Below are 15197 nucleotides of genomic sequence, written 5' to 3'. Positions count from 1 at the left end.
GTGATGTTTGGTGCCTGGGAAATTCAGGCCAGCGCGCGCTGCACTGCCGGGCGCTCCAGCATGCGCTGGGTGTGTGCAAACACCTTCGGGAACGAGGCGATGTCCACGCCGTCGCTTTTTAGCCAGGTGCCAATGGTGAACAGGTAACCGTCTGCCACGGTGTACTGCTCGCCCATGACCCAGGGGCCCTGATCCGCTTTGGGCAGATAGTGGCTTTCGATAAGGTTGAAGCACTCGGTCATGTTCTGCGGCACCTTGCGCTGCATCGCCGCCTGGGCTTCGGGCTCATCGGCCCAGCGGCTGGCGCGGGGGCGGTGGGCGTGGGCGATATGCACGGTGGAGGCGAGGTAGCTGTGGAACTCCTGCATGCGTGCAAAGCCATGGGCATCGGTGGGGGCCAGGCGTGCCTCGGGAAAGCTCTGCGCCACGTAGGCCAGCAGTGCGGCTGTTTCGGTCAAGGTGCCGTGCGGCGTGACCAGCGCAGGCACACGGCCCTTGGGGTTGACGGCCAGGTACTCGGGCGTGCGTTGCTGGGCAGCGGCAAAGTCCACCCGCACCAGCTGGTGCGGGGCGCTGGCCTCTTCCAAGGCAATGCGAACGGCCTGTGCGCAGGTGCCGGGGGTGTAATAGAGCGTGAGAGTGGTCATAGGTAGTTTGCTATATATGTGATAGCTGTTGGAGCTTTGCAGATAAGCGCTGGAGGCTACTTGGTTTTGAAATTTCTCAGTACAGTCCCCGCGTGCGAGCCATCAGCCGCGTGAGGCCCAGCAGTGCGTCGGTGTGGGGCGTGGGCGTGCCGGTGATCTGGCCCAGCTCGCGCACCGCGCCCACCAGGGCGTCGATCTCCATCGGCTTGTTCGCTTCCACGTCCTGCAGCATCGAGGTCTTGAACGCGCCCAGCTTGCGGGTGACGGCGTGGCGGTCCTCGGGCTGCTGGTCAATCGGCAGGCCCAGTTGGTCGCCGATGGCCTTGGCTTCCAGCATCACGGCGCTCACAAAACCGCGCACCAGCTCGTCGTCCAGGATGCGGTCGGTAGTGGCGCCGGTGAGCGCGCTGATGGGGTTCATGGTGAGGTTGCCCCACAGCTTGAACCAGATGTCCTTCTGGATGCAGCTGCTCACCTCCACATCGATGCCACCGCGCTGCAGCGTGTCGGCCAGCGCTTGCAGGCGCGCGCTCTGGCTGCCGTCCGGCTCGCCCACGATGAGGCGGTTGCCAAAGTGTTGTTTGACGAAGCCCGGAGCCTCCAGCGAGCAGCTGGTGTGCACCACGCTGCCCACCACGTTGCGCGCCGGGATGGCCTGGGCAATCACGCCGCCCGCGTCCACGGATTCGAGGGCACGCCCCTGCGCGGCGCCGCCGAAGCCGTCGAGAAACCACCACGGCACGCCGTTCATGGCGGTGAGCACGATGGTGTCCGGCCCGATCAGCGGCGCCATGGCACGCGCCACGTCGGGCAGGCCCGGGGCCTTGACGGCGACCACGACCAGGTCTTGCACGCCCAGCGCTGTCGGGTCGCTGTGGGCCGTGACGGGCACCTGCGCCAGCGTGCCGTCCGCGCGCCGCATGCGCAGCCCGTCGGCCTGCAGGGCGCGCAGCGTGTCGCCGCGCGCCACCATGCTGACCGGGTGGCCCGCTTGCGCCAGGGCCACGCCCAGCCAACCTCCGATGGCGCCTGCGCCGTAAATACAAACTTTCATGGTGGTCGTGCCTTTGTCTTCCGGTGAGTGTCGTGGTGAATCGGTGTGTGGTGTCTTGTGGGCTTCAGTAGCCCGCGGGGCGCGCTGGTGTGCCCCCAGCGTCGGCGCGAAAGCGCGCCAGCAGATTCTGCGCAGCGCTGGCCAGCAGCATGGTGTCCACGCCCACGGCCACAAACAGTGCGCCCGCTGCCAGCCACTGGCGCGCCTGGGATTCGGTGGTGGCCAGAATGCCTGGCGCCTTGCCCGCACGCAGGATGCGGGTGATGCCGTCGTGGATGGCGGCCTGCACGTCAGGGTGCCCTGGGTTGCCGGGGTGGCCCATGGAAGCCGACAGGTCGGCCGGGCCGATAAACACGCCGTCCACGCCGGGGGTGGCGGCAATCGCATCGAGGTGGGTCATGGCTTCCACCGTCTCGGCCTGCACCAGCAAGCAGATCTGCTGGTTGGCCTCGTGCACATACTGGGGGTAGGCCTGCCAGCGCGACGTGCGGGCGAGGGCGCTGCCCATGCCGCGCACGCCCTCGGGCGCGTAGCGCGTGGCGCGCACCATTTGCTGTGCCTGCTCGGCGGTGTCCACCATGGGCACCAGCAGGGTTTGGGCGCCGATATCCAGGTACTGTTTGATCAGTGCGGTGTCGCCCACGGGCACGCGCGCAATGGGGTGGGGCGCCTGCGCGCCGGGCGGCAGGGCGCTGCTGGCGCTGGCAATGGCCTGCAGCTGATGCAGGATGGAGCGCAGGTCATTGGGCGCATGTTCGCCATCGACCAGCAGCCAGTCGTAGCCGGTGCCCGCGATGATTTCTGCGCTGTAAGCATCGGCCAGGGCCAGCCACAGGCCGATCTGCGCTTGGCCCTGGGCCATGGCCTGTTTGAAAGGGTTGACGGGTGTCTGCAATCTGAACTCCATGCGGCAGTGCCAAGCCCGCCATCGTACGGGCTGTTGCTATTCCAGTGGGCATGGCCGCTATAGTCGGCTGCCCCGCTTTTGAGTCTGCCCACACCCACCCACCATGGCCAAAGAAAAAACCACGTTCACCTGCACCGAATGCGGCGGCACCAGCCCGCGCTGGCTGGGCAAATGCCCGGCCTGCGGCGCCTGGAACACGCTGATCGAATCGGTGGCCGAGGCCGGGCCGGGCAAGAACCGCTACAGCGGATCGCAGTTTGCGGGCCTGGCACAGGCGCAGGCCGTGATGCCGCTGTCGGCCATCGAGGCCAGCGATGTGGAGCGCACACCGAGCGGCATCGACGAGCTGGACCGGGTGCTGGGCGGCGGCATTGTCGAAGGCGGCGTGGTACTGATCGGTGGCGACCCGGGCATTGGCAAGTCCACCCTGCTGCTGCAGGCGCTGGATGCGCTTCAGCGCGCAGGGCTGCCCACCTTGTATGTGACGGGTGAGGAAAGCGGTGCCCAGGTGGCCCTGCGCTCGCGCCGCCTGGGGCTGGACCATAGCCAGGTCAACGTGCTGGCCGAGATTCAGCTCGAAAAGATCCTGGCGACTATTGAGTCCATGCAGCCTGCGGTGGCCGTGATCGACTCGATCCAGACCGTGTACTCCGACCAGCTCACGTCCGCGCCCGGCTCCGTGGCGCAGGTGCGCGAATGTGCGGCGCACCTCACGCGTTGTGCCAAGGCCTCGGGCGTGGCCATCGTGCTGGTGGGCCATGTGACCAAGGAAGGTGCGCTGGCTGGGCCGCGCGTGCTGGAGCACATGGTGGACACGGTGCTGTACTTCGAAGGCGACACGCACAGCCAGTTCCGCCTGGTGCGGGCCATCAAGAACCGCTTCGGCGCGGTCAACGAAATCGGCGTGTTTGCGATGACCGAGAAAGGCCTCAAGGGCGTGAGCAACCCCAGCGCCATCTTTTTGAGCCAGCATTCCGAGCCCGTGCCCGGCAGCTGCGTGATGGTGACGCTGGAGGGCACACGCCCGCTGCTGGTGGAGATCCAGGCCCTGGTGGACAGCGGTGGCCCCAGCCCGCGGCGTCTGTCCGTGGGCCTGGACAAGGACCGCCTGGCCATGCTGCTGGCCGTGCTGCACCGCCACGCGGGCGTGGCCTGCATGGACCAGGACGTGTTCGTGAACGCCGTGGGCGGCGTGCGCATCAGCGAGCCAGCGGCCGACCTGGCGGTGATGCTGTCCATCACCTCCAGCCTGCGCGGCAAGGCGCTGCCGCGCGGCTTTCTGGCGTTCGGCGAGGTGGGGCTGGCGGGCGAGGTGCGGCCCGCGCCCCGCGGCCAGGAGCGCCTGAAGGAGGCTGCCAAGCTCGGTTTCAGTGTGGCCGTGGTGCCCAAGGCCAATGCGCCCAAGAAACCCATTGAGGGGCTGACCATCCACGCGGTGGAGCGGGTGGAAGAGGCCATGAACGTCGTGCGGGGCTTGTAAGCAATGCCCACAGCCACACACGGTTGAGGCCGTAAGACAATCCCAGCCTATGAATCTGCGCAATATCCTGGTGCCCCTGGGGGCGGTGGCCCTGGTCGGGTTTGGTTTTACAGCCTGCGGCTGGGCCGGTGTGGCGGCCGTGGTGGGCGGGCTGGTCATGTGGGCCCTGCTGCATTTCACGCGGCTGGTGAATGTGATGAAGAAGGCCGCCAAGCGCCCCATCGGCTATGTGGGCAGTGCGGTCATGCTCAATGCCCGGCTGGCTGAGGGCGTGAACCTGATGCATGTGGTGGCCATGACGCAGGCGCTGGGGGAACTGCTGTCGCCCGAGGGCGCTGACCCCGAGGTGTACCGCTGGACAGACGGCACACAGTCGCATGTGACCTGCGAGTTTCGCCATGGCAAATTGGTGAAATGGACGCTGGTGCGGCCGGAGGGCGAAGCGGCCGCCACTCCCCCCCAAGGCTGACCGCTGCACAGGCCCTTGCCCTTGGCGGGGCACCATTTGCTGCACTGCACCCTGGTGCCTCGGTTCCTGGCCCGCTGCGGCCCCGTAAAATCCCGGTTTTGCGACCCACAGCAACCAAAGGATTCCCATGAGCCCCGTAGTTCCCTCGATGGCCGACCGTGACGGCAAGATCTGGATGGACGGCCAGATGGTCGATTGGCGCGACGCCAAGATCCATGTGCTGACCCACACCCTGCACTACGGCTGCGGCGCCTTCGAAGGCGTGCGCGCGTACAACACGGCCAACGGCACGGCGATCTTCCGACTGGAAGAGCACACCGACCGCCTCTTCAACAGCGCCAAGATCCTGCGCATGAAGATCCCGTTCACCAAGGAAGAAGTGAACGAAGCCCAGAAGGCTGTGGTGCGTGAAAACAAGCTCGAATCCTGCTATCTGCGTCCATTGACCTGGATCGGCTCGCAAAAGCTGGGTGTTTCGCCCAAGGGCAACCAGATCCACCTCATGGTGGCCGCCTGGGCCTGGGGCGCCTACCTGGGCGAAGAAGGCATGAAGCGCGGCATCCGCGTCAAGACCAGCAGCTACACCCGCCACCACGTCAACATCACCATGACGCAGGCCAAGGCGGTGAGCAACTACACCAATTCCATCCTCGCCAACATGGAAGCGCTGGACGACGGCTACGACGAAGCACTGCTGCTCGACAGCTCTGGCTTCGTGTCCGAAGGTGCGGGCGAAAACATCTTTGTCATCAAGAACGGCGTGATCTACACGCCCGACCTGTCGGCCGGTGCCCTCAACGGCATCACCCGCAACACCGTGTTCCACATCGCCAAGGACCTGGGCCTGGAGATCGTGCAAAAGCGCATCACGCGCGACGAGGTGTACATCGCCGACGAAGCGTTCTTCACCGGCACGGCGGCTGAAGTGACCCCCATCCGCGAACTCGACCGGATCGAGCTGGGCAGCGGATCACGCGGCCCCATCACCGAAAAAATCCAGAGCGCCTTCTTTGACATCGTCAACGGCCGCAACTCCAACTACGCCCACTGGCTCGCGAAAGTCTGAACACCATGTCCCAAGCCGCCATCGAACTCCTGGCCAAGGACCTCAATGCCCAGGGTGGGGTTTTCTGCCCCAGCCCCAAGGCCGATATGAAAATCTGGAACAGCCACCCCAAGGTGTACCTGGATGTGACCCGCACCGGCGAGGCCAAGTGCCCGTACTGTGGCACGGTGTACCGCCTGAAGGCGGGCGAGCACGTACACGCTGGCCACTGATTGATGCCCGTGGGAACCGGCGGCGCATCGGCGCCGCCCACGTTGACCGTGGCGGTGCTGACCCACAACGAGGCGCACCGTATTGAGGCCTGCCTGAAAAGCGCCGCGTTCGCCGACCAGCTGCTGGTGGTGGACAGCGGCAGCACGGACAACACCGTGGCCATCGCCCAAAGCCTGGGTGCCGAAGTCCACAGCTATCCCGACTGGCAGGGCTTTGCCGTGCAGCGCAACCGGCTGCTGGCGCATTCGTGCGGCGACTATGTGTTTTTCCTCGACGCTGACGAGGTGATGACGCCCGCGTTTGCGCAGGAACTGCAGGCCATCGTCCGTTCGGGCGAGCAGGCAGTGTGGACCATCCGCTGGCGCATGGTGGCCTATGGGCACGAGCTCAAGTATTTCCGGTCGCAGTCGCAGATCGAGCGCCTGTTTGTGCGTGCGCTGGTGAAGGAATACACCGGGGTGGTGCACGAGCAGGCCCAGCTCCATGCCCTGCCCGGTGGCGCAGCGGTGCCGCGTCGCCTCATCAAGGCGCGGCTGCTGCACTACTCACGCACCACGGTGCGCGGCAGCCTGGAGAAGCTTACCCAGTACGTGATGCTCGGTGCCGCCAAGCGGGCGGAGGCAGGCAAACGCGGCGGGGTCTTGCGGGGCCTGGCGTCGGGCGGGTCGATGTTCTTGCGTCTGTATGTGTTCCGGCTGGGCTTTTTGTGTGGCGGCGCGGGCTTTCTGTACTGCCTGTTTGTGGCGCTGGAGGGCTTTTTCCGGTACGCCGCCCTGCATTACGACCGCGACAGCCTGACGGGGCGGGTGATTCGCTGATGACGTCTCCGCAGGATACCCACCGCTGGTTTTCCCGTTGCGCCAGCATTGGCGCGTTCATGGTCCCGGGGCTGGCGCTGTGGCTGCCCTCGGGCTATTCCTACGGCGCCGTGCTGCTGCTGCTGGCCACGCTGGCCAGCGCGCCGCTGTGGTGGCGCCGCCCTGCGCCGCGTGCCGCCTGGTGGCTGACGGCGGCTTTTTCGTGCATGGCTGCGCTGTGGATGCTGGATGTGGGCGCCACCTGGGGCTGGGGCAGCATGGATCGGCCGGTCAAATACCTCCTGGCCTTGCCTTGCATCTTTTTCCTGATGACGTTCGAGCCCCGCGCCGCCTGGCTGTGGATGGGGGTGGCGGTCGGCGCGGTGGGCAGCGGGCTGGTTGCGCTGTACCAGACCTTCGTGATGGAGCTGCCGCGTGCCAATGGATTTACCAACGCCATCCAGTACGGCAATCTGAGCATGCTGCTGGCCGTGATGAGCGGCCTGCTGCTCGTTGTGCAATGGAAGCGCTGGTGCCTGTGGCAGCGGTTGCTGCTGGCCAGCGCCATCGGGCTGGGTGCCGCCGGCTCGGTGCTCTCCCAGTCGCGCGGCGGCTGGCTGGCGCTGGTGCTGTTGCTGCCCGTGTGTGCCTGGCTGCTGGTGCGCACCACCGGGCAGCGGCGCGTGTACTGGGGCCTGTGTGCGCTGGCGCTGGCGGCGGCTGCGCTGTCGCAGGTGCCTGCGGTGGAGCAGCGGGTGGACGAGGCGCGCCAGGAAGTGCAGGTCTACAAGGACCACGGTGACGGCCGCAGCTCGGTTGGCCAGCGGCTGGCGCATTGGCGCCTGGCGTGGCAGATGGGCTGGGACCGGCCCTTCACCGGCTGGGGCCGGGCCGGGTACACCGACGAGAAGGCCCGGCGCGTGGCCGCCGGGCTGGCGCATCCCGTGGTGCTCGAATTTGGGCACGCGCACAACGAAATCCTGGACCTGTTTGCCAAACGCGGGCTGCCTGGCGTGCTGTTGCTCATGGCGTTCTACGGCATTCCGCTCGCGATGTTCTGGCCCACGGCGCGGCGCATTCGCGACGGTGCCGGCAAGATGGACAAGGAGTCGCTCTCGCTGTGCCTGGTGGGTGTGATGGTGCCCCTGTCGTACATCGGTTTTGGGCTCACGCAAGTGTTTCTGGCTCACAACAGCGGCAACATGTTCTACCTCTTCATGTGCCCCCTGGTGCTGGCGGCCCTGCACGAGCGGCGCACGCGCATGGGCTGCCCAAGACCGCTTTAGATGAAGCACCCCCTGAGTCGCTTCGCGCCTTCCCCCTCTCTCGCTGCGCGGGAGGGTGGCGCCACCCGTGGCCTGGCAAAGCCAGTTCCACTGGTGGCACTGGCTTGGGCCGCGCCAGTTTCATGGTCTGCGGGTGTCGCGTAGCGCCATGGAAAACTGAGACGAAAGATTTCCCTATGCACATCCTGCTCATCAACAACTCCCCCATCCCCGTCTACGGCTACGGCGGCACCGAGCGTGTGATCTGGGATCTGGGCAAGACGCTGGTGCAGCTCGGTCACCGCGTGAGCTATCTGGTGCCCGACGGGTCCAGCTGCGACTTCGGCCATGTGCTGCCCATCCGCCCCGACGCACCTTGGGAGGGCCAGATCCCGGCCGATGTGGACATTGCGCATTTCCAGTTCAACCCCCGCACCGAGCTGAGCCGGCCCTATCTGGTCACCGAGCACGGCAACGCGCGCAAGCCCAAGCCGCTGCCGCTGAACACCGTGTTCCTCTCGCGTGACCACGCCGCGCGTTACGGTTCCACCGAGTTTGTCTACAACGGACTCGATTGGAGCGGCTATGGCCCTGTGGACTTTGACCGCCCACGCCCCCACTACCACTTCCTGGGCAAGGCGGCCTGGGGCGTGAAGAACGTGCGCGGCGCGATCAAGGTGGCCAAGATGGCTGGCGTGGAGCTGGACGTGCTGGGCGGCGACCGCATCAACTTCAAGCGCGGCTTTCGCTGGACGCTGTCGCGCAAGATCCACTTTCACGGCATGGTGGGCGGCGCGCAGAAGACCAGCCTGCTCAATGCCTCGCGCGGGCTGATCTTTCCGGTGCGCTGGCACGAGCCCTTTGGCCTGGCCGTGATCGAAAGCCTGTACTTCGGCTGCCCGGTGTTTTCCACGCCCTACGGCGCATTGCCCGAGCTGGTGCCGGTGCACTGCGGCGTGCTGTCGGCCGAAGCCTCCGTGCTGGCCGAGGCGGTGCGCAACAACCGCTTTGACGCCCGCGCCTGTCACCAGCATGTGGTCGATCACTTCGGCGCCGAGCGCATGGCCCGCAACTACCTGCGCATGTACGAGCGCGTGCTGGCGGGTGAGAAGATCAACGCCCAGCCGCCTGTCATCCAGGGGCCTGCGCGCGAACTGCCCTGGAGGCAGTGAATCACCCCCTGAGACGCTGCGCGCCTTCCCCCTCTCTCTACGCGCTTCGCGCTATGGGAGGGGGACGCCACCGGTGGCCCGGCGAAGCCGGTTCCACGGTGGCACTGGCTTTTGCGGCGCGCCGGTACCGAAGGGCGTGAGCATCGCGGGCTGGTTGCTTGGCGGTGCAGGACCGTCTACCAGCGTGCACATATCGTCCTACCCGTGCCCGCTCGGACTGGGCCGGTCGAAGCCAGGGCGCGTTCCGCGCGGTGGAGGCGTGTGAAAAAACTGGTCAAATTGGCCGCTGGCGCTTATTCATCAAGCGTAAATTGCTATTTAATTAATAGCAAGAGTCACCTCTACCCCGCGCCCTGCGCTCCCGCAGCTGCCAGCGCAGCCCGCCACTCCGCTTCCAGCACGGCCACGAGCGCCGCCGCTGGCATGGGGCGCACCGCCGCCACGCCCTGGCCGGCCCACAGGGAGAGGTAGTCCGCCCGCCCTGCCTCGGCAGACGCCCGGCGCAGCGTGCCGGTGAGGGCGTTCTGCACCGGGTAGGCTGGCACATCGGCCTCGTGCGCGTGCAGCCGCTGCAGCATCGTGTTGACGATGCCGCGCGCCGGGCGGCCCGAGAAGACGCGGGTGGTGCGCGTGTCCGTGCCGGTGGCGTGGGCCAGCGCATCACGGTAGGCCGGGCCGATGCCCGACTCGTCGCAGGCCAGGAAGGCCGTGCCCATCTGCACCGCCTCGGCGCCCAGGGCCTGGGCCGCGGCGATACCGCGGCCGTCCATGATCCCGCCGGCCGCGATCACCGCCACGCCCCGGGGGCGCAGCGCATCCACGCACTGCGGGATGAGGGCCATGGTGCCCACCATGGACGCCGCAAAGTCGGCCTGCGAGGGGCCCTTGGCGGCAGGGGCCTTTTCTGCTGGCGCAAGGCCCTCGGCCTGCAGACGGCCCGTGGGCAAAAAAGTGCCGCGGTGGCCGCCCGCCTCCATGCCCGATGCGACCACCGCGTCCGCGCCCACATCGGCCCAGGCCACGGCCTCGGCCACGGTGGTGGCCGTGCCGATGACGGTGCAGCCCGCGCTGTGCAGCCGCTCGACCTGCGCGGCGTTCAGGATGCCGAAGGTAAAACTCGCCACGGCCGGGCGCGCTTCGACCAGGGCGTCGAACTGGGCCGCAAAGTCCTCGCACCAGCGCGCGGGCACGGCGGGCGTGAGGCCGAACTCTGCATACAGCGGCGCCAGATGGGCCACGGCCTTTTCCACCGTGGCCGCATCGGGCGCGGGCGTGTCCTGCACGAAGAGATTGAGCCCGAAGGGCCGGTCGGTGCGCCGCCGCACCTCGGCCGCTGCCTCGGCCATGGCGGCGGGCGAACGCATGCCGCAGCCCAGGGTGCCCAGCCCGCCCGCCGCAGATACGGCGGCAGCCAGCGCCGGGGTGTCGGAACCCGTCATGGGCCCCTGGATGATGGGCAGACGCAGGGAGAGGGCGGTGCGCAGGCTGCGGTGGGGCATGGTGGCGTTCCGTTCGCTAAGAGTGAGAGGAAGAGAAGCGTTGTCAGTCGCGCAGCACTTGCTGCAGCGCATCCAGCGCCGCGGACCGGTAGCCGTGGCGCCACACCAGCAGCGTCTGCAGGGTGGTCAGGGGGTGCTGGGCCAGCAGCGCGGCGTGGGGCGAGAGCTGGAGCACCGAGCGCGGCACGATGCCCACGCTGCCACCCCCCGCCACGCTGGCCAGGATGGCGTGGTACGAGCCCAGTTCCAGTGTCTGCATGGGCGGGGTGCGGGTTGCGAACCAGTCCTGCGCCACCCCCCGGTAGGTGCAGCCGGGCTCGAACACCGCCAGCGTGCCGGGCACCACATCCTGCGGGCCGGACACGGGCGGATGCCCCGTGGGCAGCACCAGGATCAGTTCCTCGGCGAACACGGGGCTGGCTTCCAGCGCAGGGTCGGGCGACTGCCCTGGCGGCCAGGCCACCAGCACGGCGTCGAGCGCATGGGCGCGCAGCCGCTCCAGCAGTTCGCGCGTGGGGGCGGTCGACAGCTCCAGCGCCACCCCGGGCCACTGGCGGTGCAGTTGCGCCAGCGGGGCGGGCAGGCGGCTGGCGGCGGTGCTTTCCATCGAGCCCAGGCGCAGGCGTCCCGTGGGCTGGCCTGGCCGCACGGCCTGCCGAGCCTCCTCGGCCAGCGCCAGCAGCCGGTCAGCGTAGCCCCGCAGCACCTCGCCCTCGGGCGTGAGCGCCATGCGCTTGCCCTCGCGCAGGAACAGCGGGGTGCCCAGGTCGGCCTCCAGCTGGCGCACCCGCGTGGTCACATTGGACTGCACGCGCTGCAGCCGCTCGGCCGCGCGCGTGACGCTACCCTCTGCCGCCACGGTGCGGAAGATGTCGAGGGCGGCCAGATCGAGTGGGGGGGATGCTTTATCCATCTTGAAAAAGTATGAATGTCAAAAATTCAATCTCTTGCTAAGATCATAAGACCCCGCATCCGACGCCGCAACTCCCCTCCCACCGTCCCACCGCGCAACCGCCCCCATGCCGTGACCCAGGCCACTTCTTCTTCCACGCTTGCAGCCACCCGCCGTGGCGACACCGGCTCCTCCGCGCTCCAGGTCGCACTGGCGGGCATGGCCGCGCTGGCGGCCGCCATGGGCATCGGCCGCTTCGCCTTCACACCGCTGTTGCCCATGATGCTGCACGACGGCGTGGTGGACATCGCCACCGGCAGCTGGCTGGCCACGGCCAACTACGCGGGCTACCTGGGGGGTGCGCTGCTGTACATGGCCTTGCCCTGGCTGGGCCGGCGCCTGGACGCGGTGCCTGGCAATGCAGCCCTGGTGCGCAGCGGGCTGGTGGCCACGGTGCTGCTCACGGCCGCGCTGGCCCTGCCATGGCCCGTGCTGTGGCCGCTGATGCGGTTGCTGGCCGGTGTGGCCAGCGCCATGGTGTTCCTGGGCACGGCCAACTGGTGCATGGGCCGGTTGGCCCACCTGGGGCATCCCGCCCTGGGCGGGTTGATCTTTTGCGGCCCGGGCCTGGGCATCGTCGCCACCGGTCTGCCCACCAGTGCCATGGTGGCAGCGGGCTGGAGCGCCGCCACGGGCTGGGCCGTGTTCGCCGTGCTCGCCGCCTTGCTGTGCGCGCTGGTGTGGCCGGTGGTGCGGGGCAGCGAAGCCTCCTCGGTGGTGCCAAGCGCCGCAAGCACGGCGGCCACGGCGCCACCTCCGCCCGCGCCGCACCCGGCAGCCGAGCGCGCCCTGCTGGCGCTGGCCTATGGCCTGGCCGGCCTGGGCTACATCGTCACGGCCACCTTCCTGCCCGTGATCGCGCGAGCCGCGCTGCCTGCGGGCTCGGTCTGGCCCGACCTGTTCTGGCCCATCTTCGGCGCGGGTGTGGCGCTGGGGGCGTTGCTGTCCACGCGCATTCACCCTGCGCGGGACCGGCGCCTGCTGCTGGCGGGGGCCTACCTGCTGCAGGCGGCGGCCATCGGCCTGGGCCTGCTCTGGCCCGGCGCGGCGGGCTTTGCATTCGGCAGCCTGCTGCTGGGCCTGCCGTTCACGGCCATCACGTTCTTTGCGTTGCAGGAGGCGCGACACCAGTGGCCCCAGGCGGGCGCAGGCTTCACCGGCCTGATGACCGCGCTGTACGGCATCGGCCAGATCGCGGGGCCGCCCATGGCGGCTGCACTCTTGGCGCGCGCGGGCTCGCAGGCGCAGGGGTTTGACTGGGCGCTGGGTGTGGCGGGGGCTGCGCTGGGGTTGGGGGCGGCGCTGTATGCGCTGATGGCCTGGCGCTGGAGAACGTGAGCTAAGCTAAAAATGGCTTGTAGCGCTTTTCCAATGAGCGCATGCAGCTACCGATGTGATAGCTATTGGGGGAGGGGCAACCGTAGCACAAAGCACGCGCCACTCGCGCCATCCGGCCGGTCCTCGCAGTGCACCGTGCCGTTGTGGCGCCCTGCAATCGAGCGCACCAGCGCCAGCCCCAGGCCCACGCCCCCGGCGCGCTCGCTGGCGCCGGGCAAGCGGTAGAAGGGCTCGAAGATGCGTTCACGGTGGGTCACGGGCACGCCCGGACCCCGGTCGCACACGCGCACCTCGGCGTGACCCTGGCGGCGTTCGACCACCAGGGTGATCTCGCCGGTGCTGTAGCGCCGGGCGTTTTCCAACAGGTTGCGGATGGCGCGGCGCAGAAGCTTTGGGATGCCGCGCACATCCACGGAGTCCGAACTCACGTCCAGATCGGCGTCCACGCGTGCACACTCTTCGGCGGCCAGACCGATCAGATCCACCAGCTCCACGGTACCCACATCGGCTTCGCGTGCATCCAGGCGACTGGCCAGCAGGATCTCGTCCACCAGCTGGTCCAGCTCGGCAATGTTGCGCAGGATTTCCTCACGGAACGCGGGCGAGGGCTGCTGTCCGCCCATCAGCTCCAGCCCCATGCGGATGCGGGTGAGCGGTGAGCGCAGTTCGTGCGAGGCGTTGGCCAGCAGCGATTTGTGCGACTTGACCAGCGTTTCCACGCGCGCAGCGGCGGCGTTGAACTGGCGCGCGAGGTCGGCCACTTCGTCCTGCCCTTGCTCGGGCACACGCACCGACAGGTCACCCTCGCCAAACTTTTGCACGCTGCGTTGCAGGGCTTCGAGCCGCAGCGTGAGGCGCCGGATGATGGGGTACACACCCACGGCCACGGCCAGGCCCACGATGCCCAGCAGCCACAAAAAGCCGAACGGTGGCCGGGTCCAGAACGCGGCGTCGCCCTGGTTCGGACCTCCGGGTCGGCCGCCCCGATCGCCGCGTGGCTGGCGAGGCGCCATCTGCAGCAGAAAGACCTGCCCGGTGTCCGATTGGATCTGGAATTCAATGCCTTCGCCCGGCTCGCTGGGCTGGCGCGTGGCCAGGCCCTTGAGCACCTGCGTGCCGTTGGGATCGCGCAGCACCATCTCGCGCGAGGGCGGCACGAACGGCTGGGCGTTCTGCGCCTTTTGTTCCTCGGCCATGCGCCAGGCCCAGCCCACGGTCAGCGTCAGCACCGCGATGCCGCCGACCACGGCCAGCCAGATGCGCAGGTACAGACGGCGGGAGAAGGGGGTGGAAAGGGACATTCAGCAAAAGTGGAGGTGCGCGCCGCAGCGGGGCCGCGCCCTACCGGTCAGTCTTGTTGTTTCGCAAAAACGTAGCCCACGCCACGCACCGTGAGGATGCGGCGCGGGTTCTTGGCGTCGGCCTCGATGGCGGCACGGATGCGACCCATGTGCACGTCGATGGAACGGTCAAACGCCTCCAGCTCGCGGCCGCGCACGGCCTCCATGATCTGGTCGCGCGTGAGCACGCGACCCGCGCGCTCGGCGAGCGCCACGAGCAAATCGAATTGGTAGGAGGTGAGGTCGGCCGGCTCGCCTGCCACGGTCACGGTGCGGGCGTCGCGGTCGATCTCCAGCGTGCCAAAACGCAGGACCTGCGTGGCCGCCGTTGCATTGCCGCCGTCGGTGCGGCGGCGCAGGATGGCGCGTATGCGGGCCAGCAGCTCGCGCGGCTCAAACGGCTTGGGCAGGTAATCGTCGGCACCCAGCTCCAGGCCGATGATGCGGTCCATAGGGTCGCCCTTGGCGGTGAGCATGAGCACCGGCACCTGGGCCGCATGGCCTTGCAACGAGCGGATGCGCCGGCACACTTCTAGGCCGTCCATGTCGGGCAGCATGAGGTCCAGGATCACGAGGTCGGGCAGCGGCCCGGCGTCGGGCCCCTGCAGCTGCGCCAGGCCACTCTTGCCGTCCGCGCGGTGCGTGACCTGCAGGCCCGACTGGCCCAGGTACTCGCCCACCATCTGTGCGAGGCGGGCGTCGTCTTCGATCATCAGCAGTTGGGAACTCATGGGGGCAGTGTAGTAGCGGGTGGCTTCATGGTCGCCAAGGGCTGTCTCGGTGCGTTGTCGGCCATGTAAACCTCCCGTAAAGCCACCAAGCCCGTGCAGCCGTACGACCGCGGCCAAACTTGCCCTGCCGCGCGGTCCCGCCCGGGCCGCTTGTGTTGCACGCATGCCATGCGCAGGAGGCGCAGCTTCTTCTTGTGTGGGCACTGCTTTGCCCCTACGCTCGGAGCATGAATTCGCCCTTCCTTACGCCGGGATGCCACGGCGCCA

General features: G+C 68.1%; 15 protein-coding genes. 8 read left to right on the top strand and 7 right to left on the bottom strand.

From position 1 onward, the window contains the following. Positions 1–23 precede the first annotated feature (23 nt). The 3 genes from AC2YJX_RS08560 to hpaI all read right to left on the bottom strand — a co-directional run bounded on the left by AC2YJX_RS08560 (position 24) and on the right by hpaI (position 2596). Positions 24–647 carry a glutathione S-transferase family protein gene (locus AC2YJX_RS08560; protein WP_121507867.1) on the bottom strand — a complete coding sequence of 208 codons (624 nt, stop codon included), beginning with the start codon at positions 645–647 and terminating at the stop codon, positions 24–26. A gap of 76 nt (positions 648–723) precedes the next feature. Beyond that, entirely contained in the window at positions 724–1701 is a 978-nt protein-coding gene (locus AC2YJX_RS08555; protein WP_487255795.1) for a 2-dehydropantoate 2-reductase, read from the bottom strand. Between the two features lie 64 nt (positions 1702–1765). After that, positions 1766–2596 (bottom strand): 4-hydroxy-2-oxoheptanedioate aldolase, encoded by an 831-nt coding sequence (hpaI, locus tag AC2YJX_RS08550; protein WP_436131569.1) that lies wholly within the window; start codon positions 2594–2596, stop codon positions 1766–1768. A 115-nt stretch (positions 2597–2711) separates the two neighbouring features. Here hpaI and radA point away from each other — a divergent pair, with 115 nt between their 5' ends. The 7 genes from radA to AC2YJX_RS08515 all read left to right on the top strand — a co-directional run bounded on the left by radA (position 2712) and on the right by AC2YJX_RS08515 (position 9070). Then, on the top strand, positions 2712–4088 hold the full coding sequence (gene radA, locus AC2YJX_RS08545) for a DNA repair protein RadA (protein ID WP_121421946.1): 1377 nt from the start codon (positions 2712–2714) through the stop codon (positions 4086–4088). A 49-nt stretch (positions 4089–4137) separates the two neighbouring features. Further along, complete coding sequence (locus tag AC2YJX_RS08540) at positions 4138–4557, top strand: glycerate kinase (RefSeq protein ID WP_487255794.1); 420 nt, start codon at positions 4138–4140, stop codon at positions 4555–4557. 127 nt (positions 4558–4684) lie between these two features. Next, the gene (locus AC2YJX_RS08535) at positions 4685–5623 is read left to right on the top strand and encodes a branched-chain amino acid transaminase (protein WP_121421947.1); all 939 of its coding nucleotides are present in this window, start codon (positions 4685–4687) and stop codon (positions 5621–5623) included. 5 nt (positions 5624–5628) lie between these two features. Beyond that, a complete protein-coding gene (locus tag AC2YJX_RS08530; RefSeq protein ID WP_487255793.1) occupies positions 5629–5835 on the top strand; it encodes a zinc-finger domain-containing protein in 207 nt (68 codons plus the stop codon). Positions 5836–5838: 3 nt separating this feature from the next. Continuing rightward, positions 5839–6654 carry a glycosyltransferase family 2 protein gene (locus AC2YJX_RS08525; protein ID WP_121423001.1) on the top strand — a complete coding sequence of 272 codons (816 nt, stop codon included), beginning with the start codon at positions 5839–5841 and terminating at the stop codon, positions 6652–6654. Then, on the top strand, positions 6654–7919 hold the full coding sequence (locus AC2YJX_RS08520; protein WP_055399862.1) for an O-antigen ligase family protein: 1266 nt from the start codon (positions 6654–6656) through the stop codon (positions 7917–7919). The genes AC2YJX_RS08525 and AC2YJX_RS08520 overlap by 1 nt, the downstream gene beginning before the upstream one ends. A gap of 176 nt (positions 7920–8095) precedes the next feature. After that, entirely contained in the window at positions 8096–9070 is a 975-nt protein-coding gene (locus tag AC2YJX_RS08515) for a glycosyltransferase (protein ID WP_487255792.1), read from the top strand. A 341-nt stretch (positions 9071–9411) separates the two neighbouring features. Here the strand turns inward: AC2YJX_RS08515 and AC2YJX_RS08510 are convergent, their stop codons facing one another. Both AC2YJX_RS08510 and AC2YJX_RS08505 read right to left on the bottom strand, forming a co-directional pair. Continuing rightward, complete coding sequence (locus tag AC2YJX_RS08510; RefSeq protein WP_487255791.1) at positions 9412–10569, bottom strand: NAD(P)H-dependent flavin oxidoreductase; 1158 nt, start codon at positions 10567–10569, stop codon at positions 9412–9414. 43 nt (positions 10570–10612) lie between these two features. Next, on the bottom strand, positions 10613–11482 hold the full coding sequence (locus AC2YJX_RS08505; protein WP_431151553.1) for a LysR substrate-binding domain-containing protein: 870 nt from the start codon (positions 11480–11482) through the stop codon (positions 10613–10615). Positions 11483–11680: 198 nt separating this feature from the next. On the opposite strand from AC2YJX_RS08505, the gene AC2YJX_RS08500 reads away from it, so the two are divergent. Beyond that, positions 11681–12859, top strand: coding sequence for a YbfB/YjiJ family MFS transporter (locus AC2YJX_RS08500; protein ID WP_487256094.1), 1179 nt, complete (start codon positions 11681–11683; stop codon positions 12857–12859). A 62-nt stretch (positions 12860–12921) separates the two neighbouring features. On the opposite strand, the gene AC2YJX_RS08495 is transcribed toward AC2YJX_RS08500, so the two are convergent. Continuing rightward, positions 12922–14160 carry a HAMP domain-containing sensor histidine kinase gene (locus tag AC2YJX_RS08495; RefSeq protein ID WP_176887909.1) on the bottom strand — a complete coding sequence of 413 codons (1239 nt, stop codon included), beginning with the start codon at positions 14158–14160 and terminating at the stop codon, positions 12922–12924. A 47-nt stretch (positions 14161–14207) separates the two neighbouring features. After that, positions 14208–14930: a response regulator gene (locus AC2YJX_RS08490; protein WP_487255790.1), complete on the bottom strand. Its 723-nt coding sequence runs from the start codon at positions 14928–14930 to the stop codon at positions 14208–14210. Between the last annotated feature and the right edge of the window lie 267 nt (positions 14931–15197).

Source organism: Acidovorax sp. SRI_002, from assembly GCF_057586455.1.
The sequence above is the reverse complement of the archived record's forward strand: the minus strand, read 5'-3'. Positions and strand labels throughout refer to the sequence as shown.

What these genes read in the sequence shown, in the direction of transcription:
- AC2YJX_RS08560 (WP_121507867.1), bottom strand. Translation starts at nt 647, where the DNA reads ATGACCACTCTCACGCTCTATTACACCCCCGGCACCTGCGCACAGGCC.
- AC2YJX_RS08555 (WP_487255795.1), bottom strand. Translation starts at nt 1,701, where the DNA reads ATGAAAGTTTGTATTTACGGCGCAGGCGCCATCGGAGGTTGGCTGGGC.
- radA (WP_121421946.1), top strand. Translation starts at nt 2,712, where the DNA reads ATGGCCAAAGAAAAAACCACGTTCACCTGCACCGAATGCGGCGGCACC.
- AC2YJX_RS08540 (WP_487255794.1), top strand. Translation starts at nt 4,138, where the DNA reads ATGAATCTGCGCAATATCCTGGTGCCCCTGGGGGCGGTGGCCCTGGTC.
- AC2YJX_RS08535 (WP_121421947.1), top strand. Translation starts at nt 4,685, where the DNA reads ATGAGCCCCGTAGTTCCCTCGATGGCCGACCGTGACGGCAAGATCTGG.
- AC2YJX_RS08530 (WP_487255793.1), top strand. Translation starts at nt 5,629, where the DNA reads ATGTCCCAAGCCGCCATCGAACTCCTGGCCAAGGACCTCAATGCCCAG.
- AC2YJX_RS08525 (WP_121423001.1), top strand. Translation starts at nt 5,839, where the DNA reads ATGCCCGTGGGAACCGGCGGCGCATCGGCGCCGCCCACGTTGACCGTG.
- AC2YJX_RS08520 (WP_055399862.1), top strand. Translation starts at nt 6,654, where the DNA reads ATGACGTCTCCGCAGGATACCCACCGCTGGTTTTCCCGTTGCGCCAGC.
- AC2YJX_RS08515 (WP_487255792.1), top strand. Translation starts at nt 8,096, where the DNA reads ATGCACATCCTGCTCATCAACAACTCCCCCATCCCCGTCTACGGCTAC.
- AC2YJX_RS08510 (WP_487255791.1), bottom strand. Translation starts at nt 10,569, where the DNA reads ATGCCCCACCGCAGCCTGCGCACCGCCCTCTCCCTGCGTCTGCCCATC.
- AC2YJX_RS08505 (WP_431151553.1), bottom strand. Translation starts at nt 11,482, where the DNA reads ATGGATAAAGCATCCCCCCCACTCGATCTGGCCGCCCTCGACATCTTC.
- AC2YJX_RS08500 (WP_487256094.1), top strand. Translation starts at nt 11,681, where the DNA reads ATGGCCGCGCTGGCGGCCGCCATGGGCATCGGCCGCTTCGCCTTCACA.
- AC2YJX_RS08495 (WP_176887909.1), bottom strand. Translation starts at nt 14,160, where the DNA reads ATGTCCCTTTCCACCCCCTTCTCCCGCCGTCTGTACCTGCGCATCTGG.
- AC2YJX_RS08490 (WP_487255790.1), bottom strand. Translation starts at nt 14,930, where the DNA reads ATGAGTTCCCAACTGCTGATGATCGAAGACGACGCCCGCCTCGCACAG.